Consider the following 21,911-nt stretch of genomic DNA (forward strand, 5'->3'; position numbering starts at 1 on the left):
ATAAAATGACACACCTAGAAACTGCACAGGAAATATGGAAAGCCGTTGATCAGGCTTTCGCCGATTTTGAAAAGATAGATAACGAGAGATGGAATGCCAAGCCAAATCCGATAAAATGGTCGAAAAAGGAATTGTTGGGGCATTTGATAGATAGCGCCACCAACAACCTGCGCCGTTTGGTAGTTGGCCAGTATGAGCAAGGAACCAAGATTGTGTACCATCAGGATGAATGGGTAGCCTATCAGGATTACCAATCGGCACCTGTTGAAGAGCTTAAAACACTTTGGTTACTGCTTAACCGTCAATATGTAAGGGTGATTAAAAATATACCCGAACACAAGTTGCAAAATGTATGCGATACCGGAAAAGGAAAAGTAGAAATGCACACCTTGGCTTATTTTATAACGGATTACCTTGTGCATCTCAATTATCACCTGAAACAGTTTTTCGACTAACTGCAACCGAATAAAGAATTAAACAGACATGAAAGAAATAAAAGTATTTGCTCCTGCTACCGTAGCCAATGTGGTTTGTGGCTTTGATGTGCTCGGCTTTGCCGTTAACGAGCCCGGCGACGAAGTGGTCATGCGCCTAGTTGAAAAACCCGGTGTACGTTTGCTCAAAATTACAGGCGATGAAGGCCGTTTGCCTCTCGATTCGAACAAGAATACGGTAAGCGCCAGCGTACAACATTACCTCCAACACCTGAACAGGCCAGATATTGGTGTAGAAATAGAATTGCACAAAAAGATGCCTATCGGCAGTGGCTTGGGCTCAAGTTCGGCAAGTACTGTGGCAGGCCTTTTTGCCATAAACCAGCTGATGGGCAATTTGCTCAGCGCCAAAGAACTGGTGCCTTTTGCCATGAAGGGCGAAGAATTGGCCTGTGGCTATGGACATGCCGATAATGTAGCACCGGCTTTAATGGGTGGCTTTGTACTGGTGCGCAGCTACAATCCGCTCGATTTGGTGGTGCTACCAACACCCAATAACCTGTTCGCTGCCATCGTTTATCCAGAGGTTGATGTGCCCACCAAAGATGCCCGACAAATGATACGCAGCAAAGTACTACTTAAAGATGCCGTAACCCAATGGGGCAATGTGGCAGGCTTGGTTGCTGGCCTTTGCCTTGACGATGTGGAGTTGATGGGACGAAGCATGCAGGATGTGTTGGTAGAACCTGTCCGGTCTATCCTAATTCCAGGTTTTGAACAGTTGCGTGAACTAGCCATGGAAAACGGAGCCTTGGGCTTTGGCATTTCGGGCTCAGGGCCATCGGTTTTTGCTTTGACCAAAGATGCAGCAGCGGCAAAACGGGTAACCAAGGCCCAACAGCAACATTTAAATAAACTGAACATCAACAGCAAGGCCTTTGTATCGGCGGTAAATGCCGAGGGACCTAAAGTATTATAATTAAGGTAGCAAGTTAAGGGATGTTAGGTTGAAGGTGTTACTCGATGCCTAAATCTTAAACTTTCCGCCTTCTATCTTCAACCTTTTCAACCATGAGACTATATTCAACCAACAATAAAGATCTTCGCGTTTCATTTCAGGAAGCGGTTTTTAACAGCATGCCCAAAGACAAAGGCTTGTACATGCCGGTGGAGATACCCAGGCTAGAACAGGAATTTATCGACAATATTGAACAGTATTCGTTTCAGGAAATTGCCTACAGGGTAGCTTCGGCCTTACTGGGCGATGAAATTCCCTATGCCGATTTGCGCACTTTGATTAATGAAGCCATCAATTTCGAAGCACCAGTGGTCAAGCTCGACGAACAGACTTTTGTACTCGAATTATTCCATGGGCCTTCCTTGGCTTTTAAGGATTTTGGCGCGCGGTTTATGAGTCGCGTCATGGCCTATTTTCTCAAAGATGGCGAACAGCAACTCGATGTATTGGTGGCTACCTCTGGCGATACTGGCGGAGCCGTAGCCTTAGGCTTTTTGGGCGTGCCCAATACGCGCGTAACCATTCTTTACCCCCAAGGCAAGGTCAGCGATGTACAGGAACTGCAGTTGACTACCAATGGCCAAAACATCAGGGCCGTAAGCATTGATGGTACTTTTGACGATTGTCAGGCACTGGTTAAACAGGCTTTTGCCGATGAGGAACTAAACGCTAAATTGAGGCTTACTTCTGCAAATTCGATCAATATTGCCCGATTAGTGCCACAGGCCTTTTATTATTTTAATGCCTATGCGCAACTTAAAAGGCAGGGCTTTAGCGAAGTGGTTTTTGCCGTGCCTAGTGGCAATTTTGGGAATATCGGTGCCGGCATGCTGGCCTATAAGATGGGCTTGCCCGTTAAACGGTTCATCGCGGCTACCAATATCAACGATACGGTGCCACGGTTTTTAGAAACGGGTGTTTACCAAACTAAGCCTTCGGTACAAACCTATGCCAATGCCATGGATGTAGGGGCACCGAGCAACTGGGTCCGCATCATGGATTTGTTTGACGGCGATGTAGACAAACTTAAAACCATGCTCAAGGCTTATCGTTTTACCGACGAGGAAACTTTACGAGGTATGGAACCCATTTTTGAAAAGTACGGCTATATCGCTTGTCCGCATACAGCTATTGCCTGGCTGGCGGTGCAAGCATATGTACAGGAAAACCCAAATGATGAAAGTGCCAAGGTTTTTCTTTCAACGGCCCATGCCTGCAAATTTCCGGAGGTATTTCCGTTAGCCATTCGAGAGAAACTTGTTTTGCCAGACCAGATTAGTTCCTTGCATGGCAAGGCCAAACAATACAAAGCATTGAATAAGGATTTTGAAGGGTTTAAGAAGTATTTGCTTGAAAATTGCGAGTAGGGTAGCTGGATTAAAAATCCAGGGTTATAAGGGTCGAGATTGTAAATCCCGACCAGCCTAGGATGCTAGTCGGGAAATGCTTTCCCGACTTTGCTAACTACAAATTCGCAATCTGCATTCAGTAATAAACTTGGCTGGATCAGAATCTAGGATTATAAGGGTTGAGATTTGTAAATACCGGCCAGCCTAAGTATGCTAGTCGGGAAATGCTTTCCCGATTAGGTAACTGCGGATTTTCAATCCGCTTTAGGTCGTCAGCATAACTGGATTAGAAATCCAGAATTATTCGAGTCGGGACGGCATATCTCGACCAGCTCTTCCAACTTTATTTGATTATATTTATATGTGGCTTTCAAATATCAGATAACAAATCAGGATGGAATTTATTTCATGACTACAACTGTTATAGGTTGGATTGATGCCTTTACCAGAAAGGAACTTGCAGAAGTGGTTATTGAAAGCCTTATTTATTGTCAAAAACATAAAGGGCTTGTTATTTATGCTTGGTGCCTTATGCCCAGTCATCTTCATTTCATCGCTAGTGTTGACGAAGGAAAAAGACTATCGGATGTGATCGGGGATTTCAAAAAGTTCACCTCAAAGCGGATAATAAGCACCATTAAAGAAATTAACGAAAGTAGAGATTGGATGCTGAATAAATTTCAGTTTGCAGCTAAAACACACCCCAAAAATGAAGAATTTAAGTTTTGGCAAGATGGATTTCATCCTATTGAACTCTTTAGTCCAGAATTTGCAATTCAAAAATTAAACTATCTTCACCAAAATCCTGTGAAGAGTAGTTTGGTCGCTCTGCCTGAGCATTACCTATATAGTTCTGCAAGCAGCTATTCAGGTGAATTGGGGTTAATTGATGTGGTTTATTTAACGTAGGTCATTAAATAATCAATATAGCTGGATTACAAATCCAGAGTTACAGGGGTCGAGATTGTAAATCCCGACCAGCCTGGAAGTGCTAGTCGGGAAAGCATTTCCCGACTTTGCTAATTGTGGATTTTTAATCCACCTTGAACAATCTATTCGACCAGACTCGAATCCAAACCATAAACATCACTTCCACTTATCCAGCCCGTTCCAATATTCGGTTGCATAGGCCTTCACGCTTGTCGGCAACTGCTGGAAATTAGGGCTGTAGATCGTGATTTTGTCCTTGGTTTCTGATATGGTATAACTATCGTTTTTGAAAAACAGCAAAAGGTTAACTGCCAGTTGTTTTTGCATGGAAGCATCATGCAGGCTGTAAACAAATAAAGCCTCTACCTGCTTGTCTTGGTCGGCATCAAAAAAAGCCTTTCTGTTTTGCCAAATACTGATGGCTCCTGGGGCAATGATCGTTTTTTCCTGTACCAGTTTCCATTGCTCGTTGGTTTTGCTGAATTTTTGAAAAAACAACGTATCCGGATTACTGCCTTGGCTCACTTTTGAGAAAAGAAAGATGTTCTTGCTGTTTGCATCGTCAACACGATCGGCCATCATCGCCCTGCTGCCCTTAAATTTAAAAGGAGCATCCTTGAGGTTGTCGACTGAAATCGGACTAACCGAAATCTGTGCCTGAGCAAAATGGAAGAAAAAAATAGCAAACAGCAAAGAGAGGATAATCTTCATGGATGAAATAGCTTAAACACGTAAACATAAACGTTAGAACAGGCTGTTTTGTGTTCGATTTTAAATAAAAAATCCTAACAGCACGAGTTGAGCCATTAGGATTTTATGAGGATTGCTGCTGCAAAGACAAAGTTTAAAATACCGCCCTTGCAATTTTTTGCGTCTGTTCTGGCTTGCCCATGGTATAAAAGTGCAACACCGGTGCGCCAAATTCAATCAGCTCTTTACATTGCTTGATCATGAATTCGGTTCCGATTTCCTTTACTTCTGCAGTCGATTTGGCATGTGAAACGGCATCGCTCAAATCTTCGGGCAAATCGATATGGAATATTTTGGGCAAGGCTACCAGCTGTTTGGCACTGCTGATGGGCTTCAATCCTGGGATAATCGGTACGTTAATGCCATTTTCTCTGCATTTGTTTACGAAATCGAAATATTTCTGGTTGTCGAAAAACATCTGCGTTACAATGAACTCGGCACCCATATCTACCTTTTTCTTCAGGTATTTGAAATCGGCATTGAGATTGGGCGCTTCAAAATGTTTTTCGGGATAGCCCGCTACGCCAATACAAAAATCGCTTTTGTAGGTTTCTACGTCTTCATGCAAAAACTTGCCTTCATTATGGTTTTTGATATGCTCGATCAGATCTGTAGCATAGCAATGGCCACCTGGCGTAGGGATAAAGGTTGATTCGGCCTGTCTCGAATCGCCACGCAAGGCCAATACATTGTCTATACCTAAAAATTGTAGGTCGATCAGCGCATTTTCGGTTTCTTCTTTGGTAAAGCCACCACAAATCAGGTGCGGAACCGCATCTATCTTGTATTTGTTGATGATGGCTGCACAAATGGCAATGGTACCCGGGCGCTTGCGGTAAGAAACTTTTTGCAACAACCCATTGTCGAGTTCTTTGTAGATGTAATCTTCTCTTAGCGAAGTAACATCGATAAACGGCGGATTAAACTCGAGCAAAGGGTCAATGGCATCGTAAACCCACTGGATGCTCTGCCCTTTGATAGGGGGCAAGAGCTCGAATGAAAAAAGAGGTTTTCCCTTTGCGTTTTTAATATGTTCGGTGATCTTCATTTTTGTTGGTTCTGTTCACTAATAACTTAAATTCGGCGCAAGCCATCTTTCTACCTCTGCTAAAGGCATATTTTTTCTAAGGGCATATTCCTCAACTTGGTCTTTGGTAATTTTGCCCAAGCCAAAATAGCGCGATTGCGGATGCGAGAAATAAAACCCGCTTACTGCTGCGGCCGGATACATGGCAAAGCTCTCGGTTAGCCTCAACCCGATTTTGTTTTCGGCATCTAGCAGGTTAAACAAGGTTTCTTTTTCGGTATGGTCTGGACAGGCAGGGTAGCCGGGTGCCGGACGGATGCCCGCATAAGCTTCCTTAATCAAATCCTGGTTATCCAAATTCTCATCTTTGGCATAGCCCCAATATTCTTTTCTTACCAGTTCGTGCATGCGCTCGGCAAAAGCCTCGGCCAAACGATCGGCCAGTGCCTTGGCCATGATGCTGTTGTAGTCGTCGTGGTTTTTCTCAAACTCGGCTACCAACTCGTCGCAACCAATGCCGGCCGTTACGGCAAAGCCACCAAAGTAATCCTGAACATTGCTTTCCTTTGGGGCAATGAAATCGGACAAAGCGTAATAAGGCTCTCCGGCTACTTTTTCGGCTTGTTGGCGAAGGGTATGAATAGTTATCGGTTTGGAGTTTTGTGGATCCGCTGCTAGCTGAGAACCGTCGACTGTTAATTGGATGTCGTCTCCCACCGAATTGGCTGGCCAAAACCCGATTACGCCTTTGGCAGTGAGCAGTTTTTCGTCTAAAATACGTTGCAACAATACTTGCGCATCGTCGTATAGCTTTTGGGCTTCGTCGCCAATGGTTTTATCGCTGAAGATTTTCGGGTAGCTTCCTCGCAGTTCCCAGGTATGGAAAAACGGTGTCCAATCGATGTAAGGAACTAAATCTGCCAAAGGATAATCTTCAAAAACACGGGTTCCGGTAAAGGTTGGGGCAGGGGCCACCTTATCCAAATCGATTTGGAATTTATCGCTGCGTGCTTCTTCAATGTTTTTATAGCGTTTATCCGAACGTTTGTTCAAATGCGCTTCACGGGCTTTGTCGTATTCGGCTTTAATGCCGGTAATGTATTCGCCACGGGTTTCCTGGTTCATTAGAGTGCTGCAAACGGTAACGCTTCTCGAAGCATCGAGCACGTGGATGGCCGGACCAGTATAATTTGGTGCAATTTTTACGGCGGCGTGAATGCGCGAAGTGGTTGCGCCACCTACAATAAGCGGAATGCTAAAGCCTTCGCGCTCCATTTCTTTGGCAAAATGGACCATCTCATCCAACGAAGGAGTGATTAAGCCACTCAAGCCAATGATGTCGGCGTTGATTTCTTTGGCTTTTTTGATGATTTCCTGCGCGGGAACCATCACGCCCATATCCACGATTTCGAAGTTGTTGCAGGCCAATACTACGCCTACAATGTTTTTGCCGATATCGTGCACGTCGCCTTTTACGGTAGCTAAGAGCACTTTGCCTGCCGATGAGCTTTGGTTGCCATCGGGATTGGCCAATTTTTCGGCTTCAATGTAAGGCAATAAAATAGCTACGGCTTTTTTCATTACCCTGGCCGATTTAACCACCTGAGGCAGGAACATTTTGCCGGCGCCAAATAAGTCGCCCACAATGTTCATTCCGTCCATGAGCGGACCTTCGATTACGTGCAATGGCCTCGGATATTTCAGTCTGGCTTCCTCTACATCTTCATCCAAGTATTCGATAATGCCTTTGACCAAGGCATGCGATAACCTTTCTTCCACAGTGTTTTTGCGCCAGGTTTCGTCTTTGACCACGGCTTTGCCTTTGTTTTTTACGGTTTCGGCAAATTCGACCAGACGCTCAGTGGCATCGGATCTGCGGTTAAGCAATACGTCTTCTACTTTTTCTAACAGTTCGGGCTCAATTTCTTGGTAAACTTCGAGCATACCCGCGTTAACAATGCCCATATCAAGCCCAGCTTTAATGGCGTGGAACAAAAAGGCCGAGTGCATGGCCTCGCGTACCACATTATTGCCCCTAAACGAGAAGGAGATGTTAGAAACCCCGCCGCTCACTTTAGCGTGAGGCAGGTTTTCCTTGATCCAGCGTGTGGCATTGATAAAATCGACGGCGTAGTTGTTGTGTTCCTCTAAACCGGTAGCAACGGTTAAAATATTAGGGTCGAAGATGATATCCTGTGGCGGGAAATCCAATTCGTTGACCAAGATATCATAGCTTCTTTTACAAATTTCGATTCTGCGTTCGTAGTTGTCGGCCTGGCCTTGTTCATCAAAAGCCATCACCACTACAGCTGCGCCATAACGCATAATTTTGCGGGCGCTTTCTTTAAATTTCTCTTCGCCTTCTTTGAGAGAGATTGAGTTAACGATGCCCTTGCCCTGCAAGCATTTTAAGCCATTTTCAATAACCGACCATTTTGACGAATCGACCATGATAGGCAATTTGGCAATATCGGGTTCAGAGGCAATCAGATTCAGGAATTTGGTCATGGCCGCTTCCGAATCGAGCATGCCTTCGTCCATATTCACATCGATAACCTGTGCGCCGCCTTCTACCTGTTGGCGCGCTACGGTCAAAGCCGCTTCATAATCGCCACCCAAAATCAGTTTAGAGAATTTGGGAGAGCCGGTGATGTTGGTGCGTTCACCCACGTTCACAAAAATGCTTTCGGGAGTAATGGTAACGGGTTCTAAGCCGCTCAAACGCATGTAAGGCTCAAGCGTTGGGATTTTTCTTGGCGAAGCTTTGCTGGCTTTCTCGGCAATGCAGCCAATGTGGTCGGGCGTAGTGCCACAACAACCACCTACAATATTTACAAAACCCGAAGTAATGAAATCGTCAACTAAATGTGCGGTTTCGTGTGGCATTTCGTCGTAGGCCCCAAATTCATTAGGCAAACCGGCATTGGGGTAAGCCGAAACAAAACAGTTTGCCTTGGCGGCCAGCTCTTCAATGTGCGGGCGCATTTCTTTGGCACCCAAGGCACAGTTAAAGCCAATGCTCAAAGGCTGGGCATGGCTAACCGAATTGAGGAAAGCCTCTGCGGTTTGGCCCGAAAGCGTTCTGCCAGAAGCGTCGGTAATGGTACCCGAAATCATGATTTCGAGCTTTCGTCCGATTACCTCTTCGTATTGTTTAATGGCCGCGATGGCCACTTTGGCATTGAGTGTATCAAATATGGTTTCGATCAGCAATACATCCGAACCTCCATCAACCAAACCGCGGATTTGTTCGTAATAGGCATCAAATAGTTGGTCGTAGGTAATGGCCCTGAAACCCGGGTCGTTTACGTCGGGAGAGAGCGAAAGCGTACGGTTGGTGGGGCCAATGGCACCGGCTACAAAGCATTGTTTACCTGGATTTTTGGCCATAAATTCCTGTACGGCCTCTTTAGCTACACGGGCACCTTCAAAACTGAGTTCGTACGAAAGATCTTCCATCTGGTAGTCGGCCATGGAAATGCGTTGCGTACTGAAGGTATTGGTTTCGATGATATCGGCACCGGCATTCAGGTATTCGAGGTGGATGGCTTTGATGATATCGGGGCGGGTGATGTTCAGCAAATCGTTGTTGCCCTTTACATCGCAGGGATGGTTGGCAAAACGTTCGCCCCTAAAATCTTCTTCGGTTAAAACGTAACGCTGAATCATCGTGCCCATGGCACCGTCTATAATTAAAATTCGCTTCTCTAATTCTTCTCTAATGTTCATCTAGTATGGGGTATTGAGATATGCATATAGCGCTTGTAGCTAGGCATCGCTTTACGCAATACGCTATACTCCTATCTATGTAGCTTATCTAGAAAAGTCTGGTTTTAGGTTGACTTTAACTTATCTTTTCCTGATTGCTCAGAATAGAATTTAGCACCTTGTTAGCACAGGTTGCTAAGACTTCGCAGGGTCTAATCCCTCCATCTTTCTTAATAAGCGATACAAAAATGCAACAATGCAACATCAATTCCAAAAATATTGGGCTGAAACCAAATAAAATTACAAAGGCCGTGCAAATACACACGGCCTTCGGTATATTATACTGAATTTACGATTGTAGGTTTACGATTTTAGATTGGGCTATCGTACCACTTCAATGGATGGATTTATTTCCTGCTTCCGAAAATACGCAATAAGAAAAGGAAGATATTTAAGAAATCAAGGTATAAAGTAAGCGCAGACATAATAGCTAGTTTCTTGGTGTCAACAACAGCGAACTGTTCGCCGTTCTCTTCGATGCCCAAGCCTATTCTTTTGATTTTCTGTACGTTATAAGCGGTTAGGGCCGTAAAAATGGCAACGCCAAAGAAGCTCATAATATAATCAAATTGTGAACTGCCAATAAACATATTGATTACACTGGCAATGACCAGTCCAATTACACCAGCCATTAGTATTGGGCCAAATTTGCTTAAATCGGTGTTGGTGGTATAGCCCATAATGGCCATCACTCCAAATATGCCTGTTGCCGCTGCAAAGCAACCTACTACAGAGCCTAGGTTGTATACGACCAAAATGAAGCTTAAACTGATGCCAAGCAAAGTTGCAAAGAGGATAAAAATGCCAACCAAAGCGCCAAACGATAGCCTGTTAAAGCCGGCACCCATTAATAACACCAAAGCCAAAGGGGCAAACATGGCTACTGTACCCAATAGGTTTCTTTTTCCGGTTAGTGGGTCGAATAGGTACGATTGTGCTTCGGCCGATGCGTTAATAAAATACGCCGCAAGGGTAGAAATTGCCAATGCCACAAACATCCAAAGGAATACATTGGCAAAGAATTTTTTAGAAACCGATCTTTCCTGTACGAAGACCGAATTGTCTTGATATTGATAATTTTGTTGTTCCATTTTTTTGATTTAAAAATATGTTGTGTTAAAAATACGGTTTTAATTTAATCTTTTTGTCAGCAGTTCGTCCACTTTTTTGTAAAACTGAAGTGGTTTGAGCTTTCTCCAGTGCAATTCATCGAGCTCGCCGCCAAAATTGATGTAGTAGTCGATGCCGTGGTCGCGGAATTCGCGGATAACATGCTGATTAAAGTTAACGCCGGCAATCCAGCCATCTTCCACATCCTGAAACCACTCTTCGTAATAGCTATCGTCTGAAGCATGAAAGTTCAACACGTTTTCGCCAATCAGGATAAACTTATTGATGCCTTCCTGGATCATCAGCTCGATGATTTCCCTTTTCAGCATCATGATGTCGTTGTGCAACGTGTCGTTCCATTCGCCCATCATCTCGATAATGGCATAGCCCCTTTCGTAATCGGCATATAGCACCTTGAGGTACAGGGTGGGCGAGCCAAAAGTGTCCCACTGCGGATGGATGAGGAAATTGTAAAGCTGCTTGTCGAAATAGAATTCGGAGTATTCGGTATTGAAAAACGGCGAACGCTCATCTTCTGCAGCGATATAATCGTCGCGCCACAAATAAAAAGGCTCTATTTCGTGCATAAGGAGATTTTAGATTGATGGATTTACGATTTTAGATTTGTCACCATCGTCAATCTAAAATCCAAACTCTTAACTATTTTTTATTGGCCTCAACCGCCTTGCGTACGCTTCCGTACTTGCTCAGCAGGTCGGCCGCCTGGTCGTGGTCAATGTGCAGTTCGTCCATCACCATTTGCGTGCCTCTATCAACCAGCTTATGGTTGGTTAACTGCATATCTACCATTTTATTGCCTTTTACACGTCCCAAACGGATCATTACCGTAGTGCTGAGCATGTTTAAGACCAGTTTTTGGGCCGTTCCCGATTTCATGCGCGTAGAACCCGTCAAAAATTCGGGGCCCACCACCACTTCAACCGGAAAATCTGATTCGGCCACGATCGGCCCGCCTTCGTTGCAAACAATGCAACCCGTTAAAATACCATGTTGGCGCGCGGTGTTTAAGCCACCCACTACATAAGGCGTTGTGCCCGAAGCCGCCAAGCCCACCAACGAATCCTTTTCGTTGATATGGTATTCCTGCAAATCTACCCAAGCCTGTTTATCGTCGTCTTCGGCAAACTCTACAGCCTTGCGGATGGCCGAATCGCCACCGGCAATGATGCCTACCACCTGATCAAACGGTACGCCGAACGTAGGAGGACACTCAGAAGCATCAACTACGCCCAAACGGCCGCTGGTGCCAGCGCCAATGTAAAACAAACGGCCACCTTTTAGCATCCTTTCGGCAATGGCAGTGGCCAGTTTTTCAATTTGTGGCAGGGCTTTCTCTACGGCAAGGGGAACTAGCTTATCTTCGTTGTTTATTCCTTTCAAAATCTCTAAAACCGACATTTGGTCAATGTTGTGGTATTTAGATTCTTGTTCGGTTACTCTGTTCATGGATTTCATTTGAGGTAAAGTTCGTTAATTTTCAAATTAACAGGAAATATTTGCGTAAATCCATACAATTTTAGAGAGAAGATTACGCCCCTGCAAATATTTGCGGCAAAATATTCGAAAAACTAAAATGTTGTGGGCTTTGTTCTTTCATTAAGGCGCTAATTTTCATAACTTTGTGCTGTTGCTCCGTAATGAAAAAGAATACCCGTTTTAATGTACTTATTGCTGTTACCTATTCTGTTACTTTAATAGGAGGGATGTATTTGGGCTTTAAGTTTTTAAAGGACCAAGGCTTTCAGGTGCAGCATGACAAGCGTTACGTTGACAACAATGCGAGAAAGGTTGAAGATATCATTCATATCATCAACAAAAACTACGTAGACGAGGTGAATGCCGACAGCCTGCAGCACCTGCCCATCGATAGTTTGCTGCATCAGCTAGATCCACACAGCAGCTACCTGCCACCTGCCAAGGCCGATGAACTGGCCGAAACCCTGGAAGGCAATTTTGAGGGCATTGGCGTAGAATATTATATCCTTAACGATACCCTTTTGGTTACCAATGTGCTTAAAGACGGACCGGCATTTCTGGCCGGCATCAAGCAGGGCGATAAGATCTTAAAAGTAGACAGCACCAATGTAAGCGGCCATTCGTTGCCCCGCTCCGAAATGATGGGCAAAATTAGAGGCAAAAAAGGTACACCTGTACAAATTACCTTGTTGCATCCAGGAATTGCCACTCCGGCCATGCTCACCATTAAAAGAGGCCGGGTAGAAGTAAGCAGTATTGATGCCGCCTATATGTTGAACAATGACGCAGCCTACATTCGCATCAGCAAGTTTGGCGCCAATACCGACGAAGATTTTGTGAATGCCATTCGATCGCTAAAAGCCAAAGGCATGAAAAAACTGGTGCTCGATTTACGGGACAATGGCGGGGGCTACCTCAATGCCGCAACAGGTTTGGCCAATCAGTTTTTGCCAGAAAATAAACTGATCGTATACACCGAAGGCAAGCACGAGCCCCGTACCGATTATTTTGCAACCGGTGGTGGCGAATTTGAACAAGGAAAGTTGGCGGTATTGATCAACGAAAATTCGGCTTCGGCGAGCGAAATCTTTGCTGGTGCTATGCAAGATTTGGATCGAGGTGTTATTATCGGGCGCCGTTCGTTTGGCAAAGGACTGGTACAAGAACAGTTTGCTTTTGAAGATGGTTCGGCACTTAACCTAACCATAGCCAGGTATTATACGCCGTTGGGGCGCAGCATTCAAAAATCGTACAAAAAGGGTTATGCCGCTTATCAGCATGAATTGGAAGATCGCTACAACGATGGCGAGCTGACCGCCAAAAACGCGAAGCAGAAAGACAGTCTTCAAAAGATTAATGCCTTTGTAACGCCGAGTGGCAAAAAAGTATTTGGCGGCGGTGGCATACAGCCTGATGTGTATGTAAAGCTCGATACCACTGGCTACAATAAGTTTTACAGCACCTTGGTGCAGAAAAAAGTGCTAATCGATTTTGTATTTGATGTGCTGGCCGATCGTTATACGCCAAGCTACCTCTCGCAAAACCTGAATGCCTTTACCATCAACGATGCCGATTACAAAGACCTGCTCAAGTATATCCAATCGAAAAATATTGTAATTGATCCCAAACAATTATTGGCTTCAAAGCAGGTCATCTACAACGACCTGAAAGTGATGCTGTACAAATACCACTTGGGCGATATCGGCTACTACAAAGCGCATAACCTAACCGATAATGTGGTGAAGCAGGCGCTGGTTAGTCTTCAATAAGTTCATTGGTGTCATTAGTTCATTGGTGTCATTGGTTCATTTGCTCATTGGCTGATTAGTCATTAGTCAATTGTCATCTCCAAAACCATCAGGGCAAACTGAAAACTGCCAACTGGGAATTGGATGACCAAATCATCACGTAGTACAGCTTTAATTTATTTGGTATTTTCGGAATATTAAATTGATTATTTTATATTATTAGAATAATGTTTTGATTTGTTTATTTTAATTGAAATTTAATTTCATTAAAGCTAGTTTTGTAGCTCAATCTACAAGCAATGAACACTAATTCCCTATCGCCGGCCGACAGCCAAATACTAGCCGATTTATTGGCACAGGTTAAAGAAAACACCCAGAATTTTATGGGCTATCCTGTTTCAAAGGATTTCGATTTTGAAGAGCTGATGCCATTTCTCAGTTATCCAATGAACAATCTCGGCGATCCCTTCGTAGCTTCTACCTATGCGGTCGATTCGAGGGAGATGGAAAGGGAGGTCATCCAGTTTTTTGCTTCGCTGTTCAGGGCCAACGACGACGATTGGTGGGGCTATGTTACCAATGGAGGTTCTGAAGGCAACCTGTACGGGCTATATTTGGCCAGGGAGCTTCATCCGAAAGCCATGGTTTACTATTCTGAATCAACCCATTACAGTGTGCAGAAAAACCTGCATCTGCTCAATATGCCCAATATTGTAATCAGTGCACAGGCCAATGGCGAAATCGATTACCACGATTTGGAAAATACCATCGGGATGAATCGTCAAACGCCGGTTATCATCATGGCCAATATCGGTACCACCATGACTGAGGCCCGAGACGATATTGCCAAAATCAAGGCTATTTTAAAGAAACTGGCCATTAAAAACTACTACATCCATGCCGACGGCGCCTTGTCGGGCAGTTACAGCGCTTTTATCGAGCCTCGTCCGGCTTTTGATTTTGCCGATGGGGCCGATAGCATTGCCATTAGCGGGCATAAGTTTTTTGGCTCGCCCATGCCATGTGGGGTAGTGGTGGTTAAAAAATCGAACCGCAACCGCATTGCCCGTTCTATCGATTATATTGGAAGCATCGATACCACCATTACAGGCTCTCGCAATGGCCACAGTCCGCTGTTTTTGTGGTATACCTTAAAGAAACATGGCATTGAAGGCCTGAAAAAACGTGCCCAACATAGTTTGGCCGTGGCCGAATACGCTTTAGCAAAATTTAAGGAAATCGGTTTGGCCGCTTGGCGAAATCCCAATACCATTACGGTTAATTTTCCGGAACCGGATCTAGCCATTAGGCAAAAGTGGCAGTTGGCCTCCGAAAATGGCTGGTCGCACATCATCTGCATGCCCAATGTACAGCGAGAACACATCGACGAGCTGGTGAAGGAATTGAGTTTGGTGACGGTTTAGCACTACGCGTTTGGTATTAAGCGTTTCATTTAACGCGAAATGCTAGACGCGCTAAAAAATCGCAATACACTAATCGCCGTACGCAATACGCTATTCTCTATACGCGATGCAAGAAACGCGATACGCTAATCGCTATACTACTTTTGCCTAAAATAAATCTGTATCGGCACGCCCGAAAAGTCGAAATTTTCGCGCAGCTTGTTTTCGATAAAGCGTTTGTAAGGTTCTTTAATGTACTGCGGCAGGTTACAGAAAAACGCGAACATAGGCGATACGCCGTTGATTTGCGTAATGTATTTGATTTTGATGTATTTGCCTTTGAGTGCCGGTGGAGGGTAGCTTTCTATGATCGGCAACATGACGTCGTTCAGTTTTGAAGTCGGTATTTTCTTGCCACGGTTTTTGTAAACCTCTAATGCGGTTTCGATGGCTTTGAAGATACGTTGCTTGTTGAGCACCGAAGTGAAAATAATCGGCACATCGGTAAACGGTTGCAGTTTTTGACGGATCTGGTCTTCGAAAACCTTCATGGTTTTGTTGTTTTTCTCTACCAAATCCCATTTGTTAACCAACACCACAATGCCTTTCTTGTTCTTCTCGGCCAGGTGGAAAATATTGATATCCTGCGATTCTAGACCTTCCTGCGCATCTATCATCAAAATCACCACATCGGCTTCTTCCAGCGCCTTGATGGTACGCATCACCGAGTAAAATTCGATGTTCTCTTTTACCTTGGTCTTTTTGCGCAGCCCGGCGGTATCAATAAACATAAACTCGTGGCCAAATTGGTTGTAGTGGATATGGATCGAATCGCGGGTAGTGCCGGCAATCGGGGTAACGATATTACGTTCAATACCCATTAAAGCATTGACCAATGATGATTTGCCCACGTTCGGACGACCTACTACCGTAATTTTCGGCAAGGAATTTTCTTCTTCTGGCGCATCTTCGAAGTGTTTCACTACATCGTCAAGCAATTCGCCGGTTCCAGAACCTGTCATCGACGAAATGGTGTAGATTTCGCCCAAGCCAAAGCTGTAAAAAATAGGGGCTTCGTGCTCTAAAGCGGTATTGTCGACCTTGTTGATCACGGTAAACACCGGTTTTTTGCTGCGGCGCAACAGTTGGGCAATCTCATCGTCCAAATCGGTAATGCCGGTCGTTACGTCAACCATAAACAAAAGCACGGTAGCTTCTTCAATGGCAATGATCACCTGCTCGCGGATGGCCGCTTCGAAAACGTCTTCAGAATTGGCTACATAGCCGCCTGTATCAATCACGGTAAACTGCTTGTCGGTCCACTCGGCTACGCCATAGTGCCTATCGCGGGTTACGCCGCTAAAATCGTCAACAATGGCCTTACGGCTTTCTGTTAAGCGGTTAAATAGGGTCGATTTGCCCACATTGGGTCTTCCTACTATAGCGATGATATTGCTCATGTGATTTACGATTGTACGATTGACGATTTACCATTTACGATTTTTGCGAAACGGGCGTTTGATTGAACATTTCCATCTAAACTCCCTGTGTTTCTGCATAGCCGAGCCTGCAAAAGTACGCTTAATTTTTTGAAGATGAAGCCTAAAATTAGTTTTTGTACTTCTCCATCAGGTCGGTAAGCACTTTTTCGGTCAGCTCAAAATTGCCCAGCAAAGGGAAGCCTTCCCATCTTACGATGCCTTTAGGGTCGATGATAATGACATGCGGGATGCCTTTTACTTCGAGCTGGCTGTAGAGGGTTCTTTTGGTGTCGATGGCTTCGGCATAGGTTATTTTAGGGTCTTTAAAGGCTTTTACACGGTCTTCGGTTTCGTCCGAAATGCCGATAACAGCCAGTTTGTCGCCGTATTTTTGCTGAAAATCATTCAGCATGGGAATGTATTTGCGACAAGGGCCACACCAGGTAGCCCAAAAATCGATCAGCACAAACTTGCCTTTGGTGTCGGGTTGCTTAGAAAGCCATTTTTCCACAACCAAGTCGGGCGCCTTTTCGTTGAGCACTGATTTGGCCCAGAGTTTTTTGCCGTTGTTGCTTTCTTGGGCGAACAAGGTAGTGCTACACAAAGTGAGCACTACAAAAAGCAGTTTTTTCATAAGTATATGTAATTAGCTTTCGTAACCGAAGTTTTTAAGGTAGTTCTTTTTGCTGCGCCAGTCGGGCAGTACCTTCACAAAGGTTTGCAGAAACACTTTCTTGTCGACAAATTTTTCGATGTCTTTACGGGCTTCCATGCCTACCTTTTTGAGCATGCTGCCAGCTTTGCCAATCAGGATGTTCTTTTGCGAATCGCGTTCTACGATAATTTCGGCATTGATGCGGATAATGTCGTCCTCTTCCTTGAAAGAAGTAACAATCACCTCGGTGCTGTAGGGAATTTCCTTTTGGTAGTTGGTGAAGATCTTCTCGCGGATGATTTCCGATACGAAGAAGCGCTGGCTGCGGTCGGTCAGCTCGTCTTTGTCGTAATAGGGCGGGTGCTCTGGCAAATTATCGAGGATCAAAGGCAGGAGGCCATCAACATTATAACCTTCTAAGGCAGAAATGGCGAAAATGTGTTTCGGGTTCAGTTCTTTTTGCCAAAAGGCGATTTTTTCGTCAACCTGTTCCTGGCTGGCCTTGTCTATCTTGTTTAATAGGACCACCAAAGGGATGCTGGTGTTGTTTATTTTTTCGAGCACGTCGTTTTCATCGTGCTTTTCGTTAATATCGGTTACAAAAAAGATGAGGTCGGCATCAACCAGTGCGCCGTTTACGGCACTCATCATCGAATCCTGCAGGCCGTAGAGTGGCTTGATGATGCCGGGCGTATCGGAAAACACAATTTGGTAGTCGTCTTCGTTTACGATGCCCAAAATACGGTGGCGCGTAGTTTGCGCTTTTGGAGTAATGATAGAGAGCTTTTCGCCCACGAGTGCATTCATGAGGGTAGATTTGCCTACGTTGGGCTTTCCTATGATGCTTACGAAACCAGCTTTGTGCGACATATTCGAATTTTTTTAAAATAAATTTGCACTACAAAGAAACGAATTATATCTTTGCATTCCAATTCGGAACAAGAGCGAAATCAAAAGCGCAAAAATTCTAAGAATTGTATAGTGTGCGGGGTGGAGCAGTTGGTAGCTCGTCGGGCTCATAACCCGAAGGTCATCAGTTCGAGTCTGGTCCCCGCTACCAAAGGAGTTGAAAAGACACTTCTTTTTTGGCCCGTTCGTCTAGGGGTGAGGACGCCAGATTTTCATTCTGGAAACAGGGGTTCGATTCCCCTACGGGCTACGAAAAACATCAGCAAGCGCTGGTGTTTTTTTGTTAGCGGATTTTAGGTAACTGCCAATCATCAATCTAAAATCGTGAATTAAAATATCGATTGGCCCGTTCGTCTAGGGGTTAGGACGCCAGATTTTCATTCTGGAAACAGGGGTTCGATTCCCCTACGGGCTATTAATCATTAAAAATAAGCCGCTAATAAATTGATTATTAGTAGCTTATTTCATTTCAAAGGTTGCTTGTTGAAAAAAATCAGCAAAAACGAAACTTACTGTAAGTGGTTGGTCGCCAGCTATATATAATCTATTTAGTGTTCAATTCCCACACTCTCCTATTTTATACTAGATCTAAAGATTCAAGTAGTTGATTAAAAGTAACTTAACGTCTATTTCTTTTATTTTTTTTTGCGGAGGCGTTTCTGCGAGATGCTTTTCGAGACATTTGGGTCATCTTTATCTGAAGCAAGAATGTGGTCAACGATTATCTGAGCAGTTAATTTAAAAAATTCTTCATCCGCTTTAGAATACCCTGATCCGGTTTTGGGCGAAATGCGCTTCGCTGGTCTTTTTTTCATGTTTACAATAAGTTAAAAAGGGTAAAAATCATAACTTACTATTATGAATACAAAAGAATAAATGAAATGCCATTGGGTATAAATCTGTCAACGAAATATTTAAAGTCGAACAGTTTCATGAAAATTAACTGGTTTATCCCTTAAGCCCACATTGATTCTTTTTGTCTTAATATCATCCTCCTCTTTTTGATTCTACTTCCACTTTAATATTCGGTACGTTAGAAAAAAGCTTTAGGTTATTCTTCTTTCCGAAGAAACCAAATCACTAAGAGACTTTCAACGCTATTAGTCTTTTGATTTTCAATCGATTAAAAACTGTTTGAACATTGCTTTTTTATTAGGTTTCAATGTTTTACTTTTATAGAATATAAAATAATAAAGCAAATCGATACATTTTTATATCGAAATTCTTTATAATTGGGAGTTATGTTTGAAGAATTCTAATGAACAGAATTAAGGAAGTACTCAGACAACAGGGCAGGTCACAAATATGGCTTGCTGAAAAGATTGGTAAAAGTTATGTGGTAGTAACCAATTATTGCAACAATAATAATCAGCCAAGTATTAAGGTGTTAAGAGATATCGCGTTAACCATAGATGTTGATGTCAGGGAACTATTGGTGTCAACTAAGAAAACGGATTAGTAATGGCAGATGTACATTCCAAAGAGACGAGAAGTTTTAATATGGCCAGCATAAAGGGCAAAGACACAAGTCCTGAAATGATAGTCAGAAAGTTTTTGTTCTCAAAAGGTTTCAGATATCTTCTGCATGATAAAAAGCTTCCTGGCAGGCCTGACATTGTTTTACCGAAATTCAGGACCGTCATTTTTATAAACGGTTGCTTCTGGCATGGACATGATGGATGTAAATATTATGTAGTTCCTAAAGCCAGAACTGAGTGGTGGCTTGATAAAATAAACGGAAATATCGCTCACGACGAAAAGGCCATTGGTTTGTTGGCGGCAAGCGGTTGGAATATTATTACGATTTGGGAGTGTGAATTGAAACGGGGGAAAATTGAAATGACCCTTGCAGAAACCTCCAGAATATTGAAAGAAAATGGATAAGAGAAAAACAGAGAACGTGATTCCTATAATTGATCTCTTTGCGGGTCCGGGCGGACTTGGAGAGGGCTTTTCTTCACTAATAGACGAGAATAATGAGCGGGTATTTAAGATTAGACTTTCAATTGAAAAAGATGAACATGCTCATCAGACGCTAAAACTAAGAAGCTTTTTTAGGCAGTTTAAACCAGGAAAAGTACCTGAAGACTATTATACCTTTGTAAGGGGAGGTATGACCATTGACGAATTATATAAAAAGTACCCTAAAGAAGCTACACATTCTGATGAAGAAGCGTGGTGTGGAACATTGGGAATACCCGACAAGGATGATAAAAATGGGGTGAGCAATGAAGATGTTGATGAAAGGATAAAAGTAGCGCTTGCCGGGAACACAAAATGGCTGCTTATCGGTGGCCCCCCTTGTCAGGCATATTCACTGGCGGGGCGTTCAAGACGTAAAGAAACTATCCTTGACAGCACTAAAGACAAAAGAGTTGATCTTTATAAGGAATACCTCCGTATTATCGCAGTACACTCCCCGGCGATATTTGTCATGGAGAATGTCAAGGGTCTTTTATCAGCCAAGACTGAAGAAGAAAATATTTTTCGTCGTATCTTAAATGATCTTTCAGACCCTGTTACTGCCTGTCTTTCAGAGGGAGAAAAAATCACGAAAAAGAACCCCGCTACCAAATACAGAATTTACTCGCTCACAACTGAGACTACCGAATTTGATTCAGATGGTAACCCCATATTTAATCCTAAAGATTTTTTAATTAAAGCAGAGGATTATGGAATTCCCCAGAAACGTCATAGAATTATCCTGTTGGGTGTAAGAGAGGATTGTCCATCTCCGGAAGGCACACTTGAGAAAAGTGATCAGGTTTCTTTGGAATCCGTAATAGGAAAACTTCCACCTGTAAGAAGTGGGATTACCAGACTGTTTAGTCACAGTACTATAGAAAAAGATAATGAGGGGAATCCAAAGAAGAAGAGGCATTATATCAAAGTAAAGGATTCTTATGAAAACTGGCTTAGCTATGTAAACGATTTCGATAAAGAACTGGATGGTTTTATCGGGTCAAGTGAACATCATGTGAATACGGACTGGCCGACAACTCTCGGACGAGAATTCTGGCCATCCCAAAGGCCTCATATCGATGCGAGTCATCAACTCGAAAGTTGGTATAAAGACAAAAAGCTTGCAGGTATTCTTCATCACGTTTCGAGGAAACACCTCATTGATGACCTGAAGAGATATCTGTTTGCATCACGTTATACAAGTCAAAAAGGAACATTCCCAAGATTGGAAGATTACAAACTAGCTGGCAACAATCTTTTGCCTGATCACGAAAATGCTGAATCGGGCAAATTTAGTGATAGGTTCAGGGTACAATTGCCAGATATTCCGGCAACCACTGTGACAAGTCATATTTCCAAGGATGGCCATTATTTTATACATTATGATTCAGTGCAATGCAGGAGTTTTACAGTACGTGAAGCTGCGCGTGTGCAGACTTTTCCCGACAACTATTTTTTCTGTGGGGAACGTACCCAGCAATTTCATCAGGTAGGGAACGCTGTCCCCCCTTTCTTGGCTTTTCAAATTGCCAATGTAGTTCACAAGATATTCCAGCGGAGAGAAACAGAATCCGTTAAAAAAGGTACTAAAAATGAGATATTGATGTGATATAAATGGAATGTATTTCATTTATTCCATTTTATATCAGATATTTAATATTTCAACCAGTTTACTTTATCCTTTTTAGATGTCTGAACCTATAGTTTTATCACCCCCATCGGTATTTTCCATAGAATCTCTTTCGGGGCAAGGATATTCTTTATCCACAGCCATATTGATTTAACTGACAGTTTATTTATCATTGGCCAATTTGGAGTAAAAACATTTCCTATCTAAGCGTCAGTTATGGCTATAAAGTATTCAAAAATT

General features: G+C 43.5%; 19 protein-coding genes, 3 tRNA genes and 1 riboswitch. Of the genes, 12 read left to right on the top strand and 10 right to left on the bottom strand.

Features of this window, described 5'->3' with window-relative positions:
* Positions 1-5 precede the first annotated feature (5 nt).
* The 4 genes from VRU48_RS17585 to VRU48_RS17600 all read left to right on the top strand — a co-directional run bounded on the left by VRU48_RS17585 (position 6) and on the right by VRU48_RS17600 (position 3,710).
* Positions 6-455 (top strand): DinB family protein, encoded by a 450-nt coding sequence (locus VRU48_RS17585; RefSeq protein ID WP_330109230.1) that lies wholly within the window; start codon positions 6-8, stop codon positions 453-455.
* Between the two features lie 28 nt (positions 456-483).
* Positions 484-1,413 (top strand): homoserine kinase, encoded by a 930-nt coding sequence (locus VRU48_RS17590; RefSeq protein ID WP_330109231.1) that lies wholly within the window; start codon positions 484-486, stop codon positions 1,411-1,413.
* Positions 1,414-1,505: 92 nt separating this feature from the next.
* Positions 1,506-2,819: a threonine synthase gene (gene thrC / locus VRU48_RS17595; RefSeq protein ID WP_330109232.1), complete on the top strand. Its 1,314-nt coding sequence runs from the start codon at positions 1,506-1,508 to the stop codon at positions 2,817-2,819.
* Positions 2,820-3,164: 345 nt separating this feature from the next.
* On the top strand, positions 3,165-3,710 hold the full coding sequence (locus tag VRU48_RS17600; RefSeq protein ID WP_431311639.1) for an REP-associated tyrosine transposase: 546 nt from the start codon (positions 3,165-3,167) through the stop codon (positions 3,708-3,710).
* A gap of 177 nt (positions 3,711-3,887) precedes the next feature.
* Here the strand turns inward: VRU48_RS17600 and VRU48_RS17605 are convergent, their stop codons facing one another.
* The 6 genes from VRU48_RS17605 to murQ form a co-directional block, all read right to left on the bottom strand.
* Positions 3,888-4,442, bottom strand: a complete 555-nt coding sequence (locus tag VRU48_RS17605) for a hypothetical protein (protein WP_330109234.1) — start codon at positions 4,440-4,442, stop codon at positions 3,888-3,890.
* A gap of 133 nt (positions 4,443-4,575) precedes the next feature.
* The gene (metF, locus tag VRU48_RS17610; protein WP_330109235.1) at positions 4,576-5,529 is read right to left on the bottom strand and encodes a methylenetetrahydrofolate reductase [NAD(P)H]; all 954 of its coding nucleotides are present in this window, start codon (positions 5,527-5,529) and stop codon (positions 4,576-4,578) included.
* Between the two features lie 18 nt (positions 5,530-5,547).
* Complete coding sequence (gene metH, locus VRU48_RS17615) at positions 5,548-9,237, bottom strand: methionine synthase (RefSeq protein ID WP_330109236.1); 3,690 nt, start codon at positions 9,235-9,237, stop codon at positions 5,548-5,550.
* 117 nt (positions 9,238-9,354) lie between these two features.
* Positions 9,355-9,456, bottom strand: a riboswitch (SAM riboswitch).
* A 167-nt stretch (positions 9,457-9,623) separates the two neighbouring features.
* A complete protein-coding gene (locus VRU48_RS17620) occupies positions 9,624-10,367 on the bottom strand; it encodes a Bax inhibitor-1/YccA family protein (RefSeq protein WP_330109237.1) in 744 nt (247 codons plus the stop codon).
* Positions 10,368-10,406: 39 nt separating this feature from the next.
* Entirely contained in the window at positions 10,407-10,973 is a 567-nt protein-coding gene (locus VRU48_RS17625; RefSeq protein ID WP_330109238.1) for a hypothetical protein, read from the bottom strand.
* Between the two features lie 73 nt (positions 10,974-11,046).
* Positions 11,047-11,853 carry an N-acetylmuramic acid 6-phosphate etherase gene (murQ, locus tag VRU48_RS17630; protein ID WP_330109239.1) on the bottom strand — a complete coding sequence of 269 codons (807 nt, stop codon included), beginning with the start codon at positions 11,851-11,853 and terminating at the stop codon, positions 11,047-11,049.
* A 191-nt stretch (positions 11,854-12,044) separates the two neighbouring features.
* On the opposite strand from murQ, the gene VRU48_RS17635 reads away from it, so the two are divergent.
* Both VRU48_RS17635 and VRU48_RS17640 read left to right on the top strand, forming a co-directional pair.
* Positions 12,045-13,652 carry a S41 family peptidase gene (locus tag VRU48_RS17635; RefSeq protein ID WP_330109240.1) on the top strand — a complete coding sequence of 536 codons (1,608 nt, stop codon included), beginning with the start codon at positions 12,045-12,047 and terminating at the stop codon, positions 13,650-13,652.
* A 278-nt stretch (positions 13,653-13,930) separates the two neighbouring features.
* Positions 13,931-15,055, top strand: coding sequence for a histidine decarboxylase (locus VRU48_RS17640; RefSeq protein WP_330109241.1), 1,125 nt, complete (start codon positions 13,931-13,933; stop codon positions 15,053-15,055).
* Positions 15,056-15,192: 137 nt separating this feature from the next.
* Here VRU48_RS17640 and der read toward each other — a convergent pair whose 3' ends face one another.
* The 3 genes from der to era form a co-directional block, all read right to left on the bottom strand.
* A complete protein-coding gene (gene der / locus VRU48_RS17645; protein ID WP_330109242.1) occupies positions 15,193-16,494 on the bottom strand; it encodes a ribosome biogenesis GTPase Der in 1,302 nt (433 codons plus the stop codon).
* 148 nt (positions 16,495-16,642) lie between these two features.
* Positions 16,643-17,149, bottom strand: a complete 507-nt coding sequence (locus VRU48_RS17650; protein ID WP_330109243.1) for a TlpA family protein disulfide reductase — start codon at positions 17,147-17,149, stop codon at positions 16,643-16,645.
* A gap of 12 nt (positions 17,150-17,161) precedes the next feature.
* Positions 17,162-18,040 (bottom strand): GTPase Era, encoded by an 879-nt coding sequence (gene era, locus VRU48_RS17655; protein WP_330109244.1) that lies wholly within the window; start codon positions 18,038-18,040, stop codon positions 17,162-17,164.
* A 114-nt stretch (positions 18,041-18,154) separates the two neighbouring features.
* Between era and VRU48_RS17660 the strand changes: the two genes are divergently transcribed.
* The 3 genes from VRU48_RS17660 (at position 18,155) to VRU48_RS17670 (ending at position 18,494) form a co-directional block, all read left to right on the top strand.
* Positions 18,155-18,230: transfer RNA gene (locus tag VRU48_RS17660), tRNA-Met, on the top strand.
* A 27-nt stretch (positions 18,231-18,257) separates the two neighbouring features.
* Positions 18,258-18,329 (top strand) — tRNA-Glu (locus VRU48_RS17665).
* A gap of 93 nt (positions 18,330-18,422) precedes the next feature.
* Positions 18,423-18,494, top strand: a tRNA-Glu gene (locus VRU48_RS17670).
* A gap of 220 nt (positions 18,495-18,714) precedes the next feature.
* On the opposite strand, the gene VRU48_RS17675 is transcribed toward VRU48_RS17670, so the two are convergent.
* A complete protein-coding gene (locus tag VRU48_RS17675) occupies positions 18,715-18,894 on the bottom strand; it encodes a hypothetical protein (RefSeq protein WP_330109245.1) in 180 nt (59 codons plus the stop codon).
* A 443-nt stretch (positions 18,895-19,337) separates the two neighbouring features.
* Between VRU48_RS17675 and VRU48_RS17680 the strand changes: the two genes are divergently transcribed.
* From VRU48_RS17680 to VRU48_RS17690, 3 genes are read left to right on the top strand one after another with little or no spacing between them, the layout of a single operon-like run.
* Positions 19,338-19,538 carry a helix-turn-helix transcriptional regulator gene (locus VRU48_RS17680; RefSeq protein ID WP_330109246.1) on the top strand — a complete coding sequence of 67 codons (201 nt, stop codon included), beginning with the start codon at positions 19,338-19,340 and terminating at the stop codon, positions 19,536-19,538.
* Positions 19,539-19,540: 2 nt separating this feature from the next.
* Complete coding sequence (locus VRU48_RS17685; RefSeq protein WP_330109247.1) at positions 19,541-19,963, top strand: very short patch repair endonuclease; 423 nt, start codon at positions 19,541-19,543, stop codon at positions 19,961-19,963.
* Positions 19,956-21,650 (top strand): DNA cytosine methyltransferase, encoded by a 1,695-nt coding sequence (locus VRU48_RS17690; RefSeq protein ID WP_330109248.1) that lies wholly within the window; start codon positions 19,956-19,958, stop codon positions 21,648-21,650. The genes VRU48_RS17685 and VRU48_RS17690 overlap by 8 nt, the downstream gene beginning before the upstream one ends.
* The last annotated feature ends 261 nt before the right edge of the window (positions 21,651-21,911 follow it).

The sequence above is a fragment of the Pedobacter albus genome (genome assembly GCF_036324255.1).
GTDB classification, from domain to species: Bacteria; Bacteroidota; Bacteroidia; order Sphingobacteriales; family Sphingobacteriaceae; genus Pedobacter; species Pedobacter albus.

What these genes read in the sequence shown, in the direction of transcription:
- VRU48_RS17585 (WP_330109230.1), top strand. Translation starts at nt 6, where the DNA reads ATGACACACCTAGAAACTGCACAGGAAATATGGAAAGCCGTTGATCAG.
- VRU48_RS17590 (WP_330109231.1), top strand. Translation starts at nt 484, where the DNA reads ATGAAAGAAATAAAAGTATTTGCTCCTGCTACCGTAGCCAATGTGGTT.
- thrC (WP_330109232.1), top strand. Translation starts at nt 1,506, where the DNA reads ATGAGACTATATTCAACCAACAATAAAGATCTTCGCGTTTCATTTCAG.
- VRU48_RS17605 (WP_330109234.1), bottom strand. Translation starts at nt 4,442, where the DNA reads ATGAAGATTATCCTCTCTTTGCTGTTTGCTATTTTTTTCTTCCATTTT.
- metF (WP_330109235.1), bottom strand. Translation starts at nt 5,529, where the DNA reads ATGAAGATCACCGAACATATTAAAAACGCAAAGGGAAAACCTCTTTTT.
- metH (WP_330109236.1), bottom strand. Translation starts at nt 9,237, where the DNA reads ATGAACATTAGAGAAGAATTAGAGAAGCGAATTTTAATTATAGACGGT.
- VRU48_RS17620 (WP_330109237.1), bottom strand. Translation starts at nt 10,367, where the DNA reads ATGGAACAACAAAATTATCAATATCAAGACAATTCGGTCTTCGTACAG.
- VRU48_RS17625 (WP_330109238.1), bottom strand. Translation starts at nt 10,973, where the DNA reads ATGCACGAAATAGAGCCTTTTTATTTGTGGCGCGACGATTATATCGCT.
- murQ (WP_330109239.1), bottom strand. Translation starts at nt 11,853, where the DNA reads ATGAACAGAGTAACCGAACAAGAATCTAAATACCACAACATTGACCAA.
- VRU48_RS17635 (WP_330109240.1), top strand. Translation starts at nt 12,045, where the DNA reads ATGAAAAAGAATACCCGTTTTAATGTACTTATTGCTGTTACCTATTCT.
- VRU48_RS17640 (WP_330109241.1), top strand. Translation starts at nt 13,931, where the DNA reads ATGAACACTAATTCCCTATCGCCGGCCGACAGCCAAATACTAGCCGAT.
- der (WP_330109242.1), bottom strand. Translation starts at nt 16,494, where the DNA reads ATGAGCAATATCATCGCTATAGTAGGAAGACCCAATGTGGGCAAATCG.
- VRU48_RS17650 (WP_330109243.1), bottom strand. Translation starts at nt 17,149, where the DNA reads ATGAAAAAACTGCTTTTTGTAGTGCTCACTTTGTGTAGCACTACCTTG.
- era (WP_330109244.1), bottom strand. Translation starts at nt 18,040, where the DNA reads ATGTCGCACAAAGCTGGTTTCGTAAGCATCATAGGAAAGCCCAACGTA.
- VRU48_RS17675 (WP_330109245.1), bottom strand. Translation starts at nt 18,894, where the DNA reads ATGAAAAAAAGACCAGCGAAGCGCATTTCGCCCAAAACCGGATCAGGG.
- VRU48_RS17680 (WP_330109246.1), top strand. Translation starts at nt 19,338, where the DNA reads ATGAACAGAATTAAGGAAGTACTCAGACAACAGGGCAGGTCACAAATA.
- VRU48_RS17685 (WP_330109247.1), top strand. Translation starts at nt 19,541, where the DNA reads ATGGCAGATGTACATTCCAAAGAGACGAGAAGTTTTAATATGGCCAGC.
- VRU48_RS17690 (WP_330109248.1), top strand. Translation starts at nt 19,956, where the DNA reads ATGGATAAGAGAAAAACAGAGAACGTGATTCCTATAATTGATCTCTTT.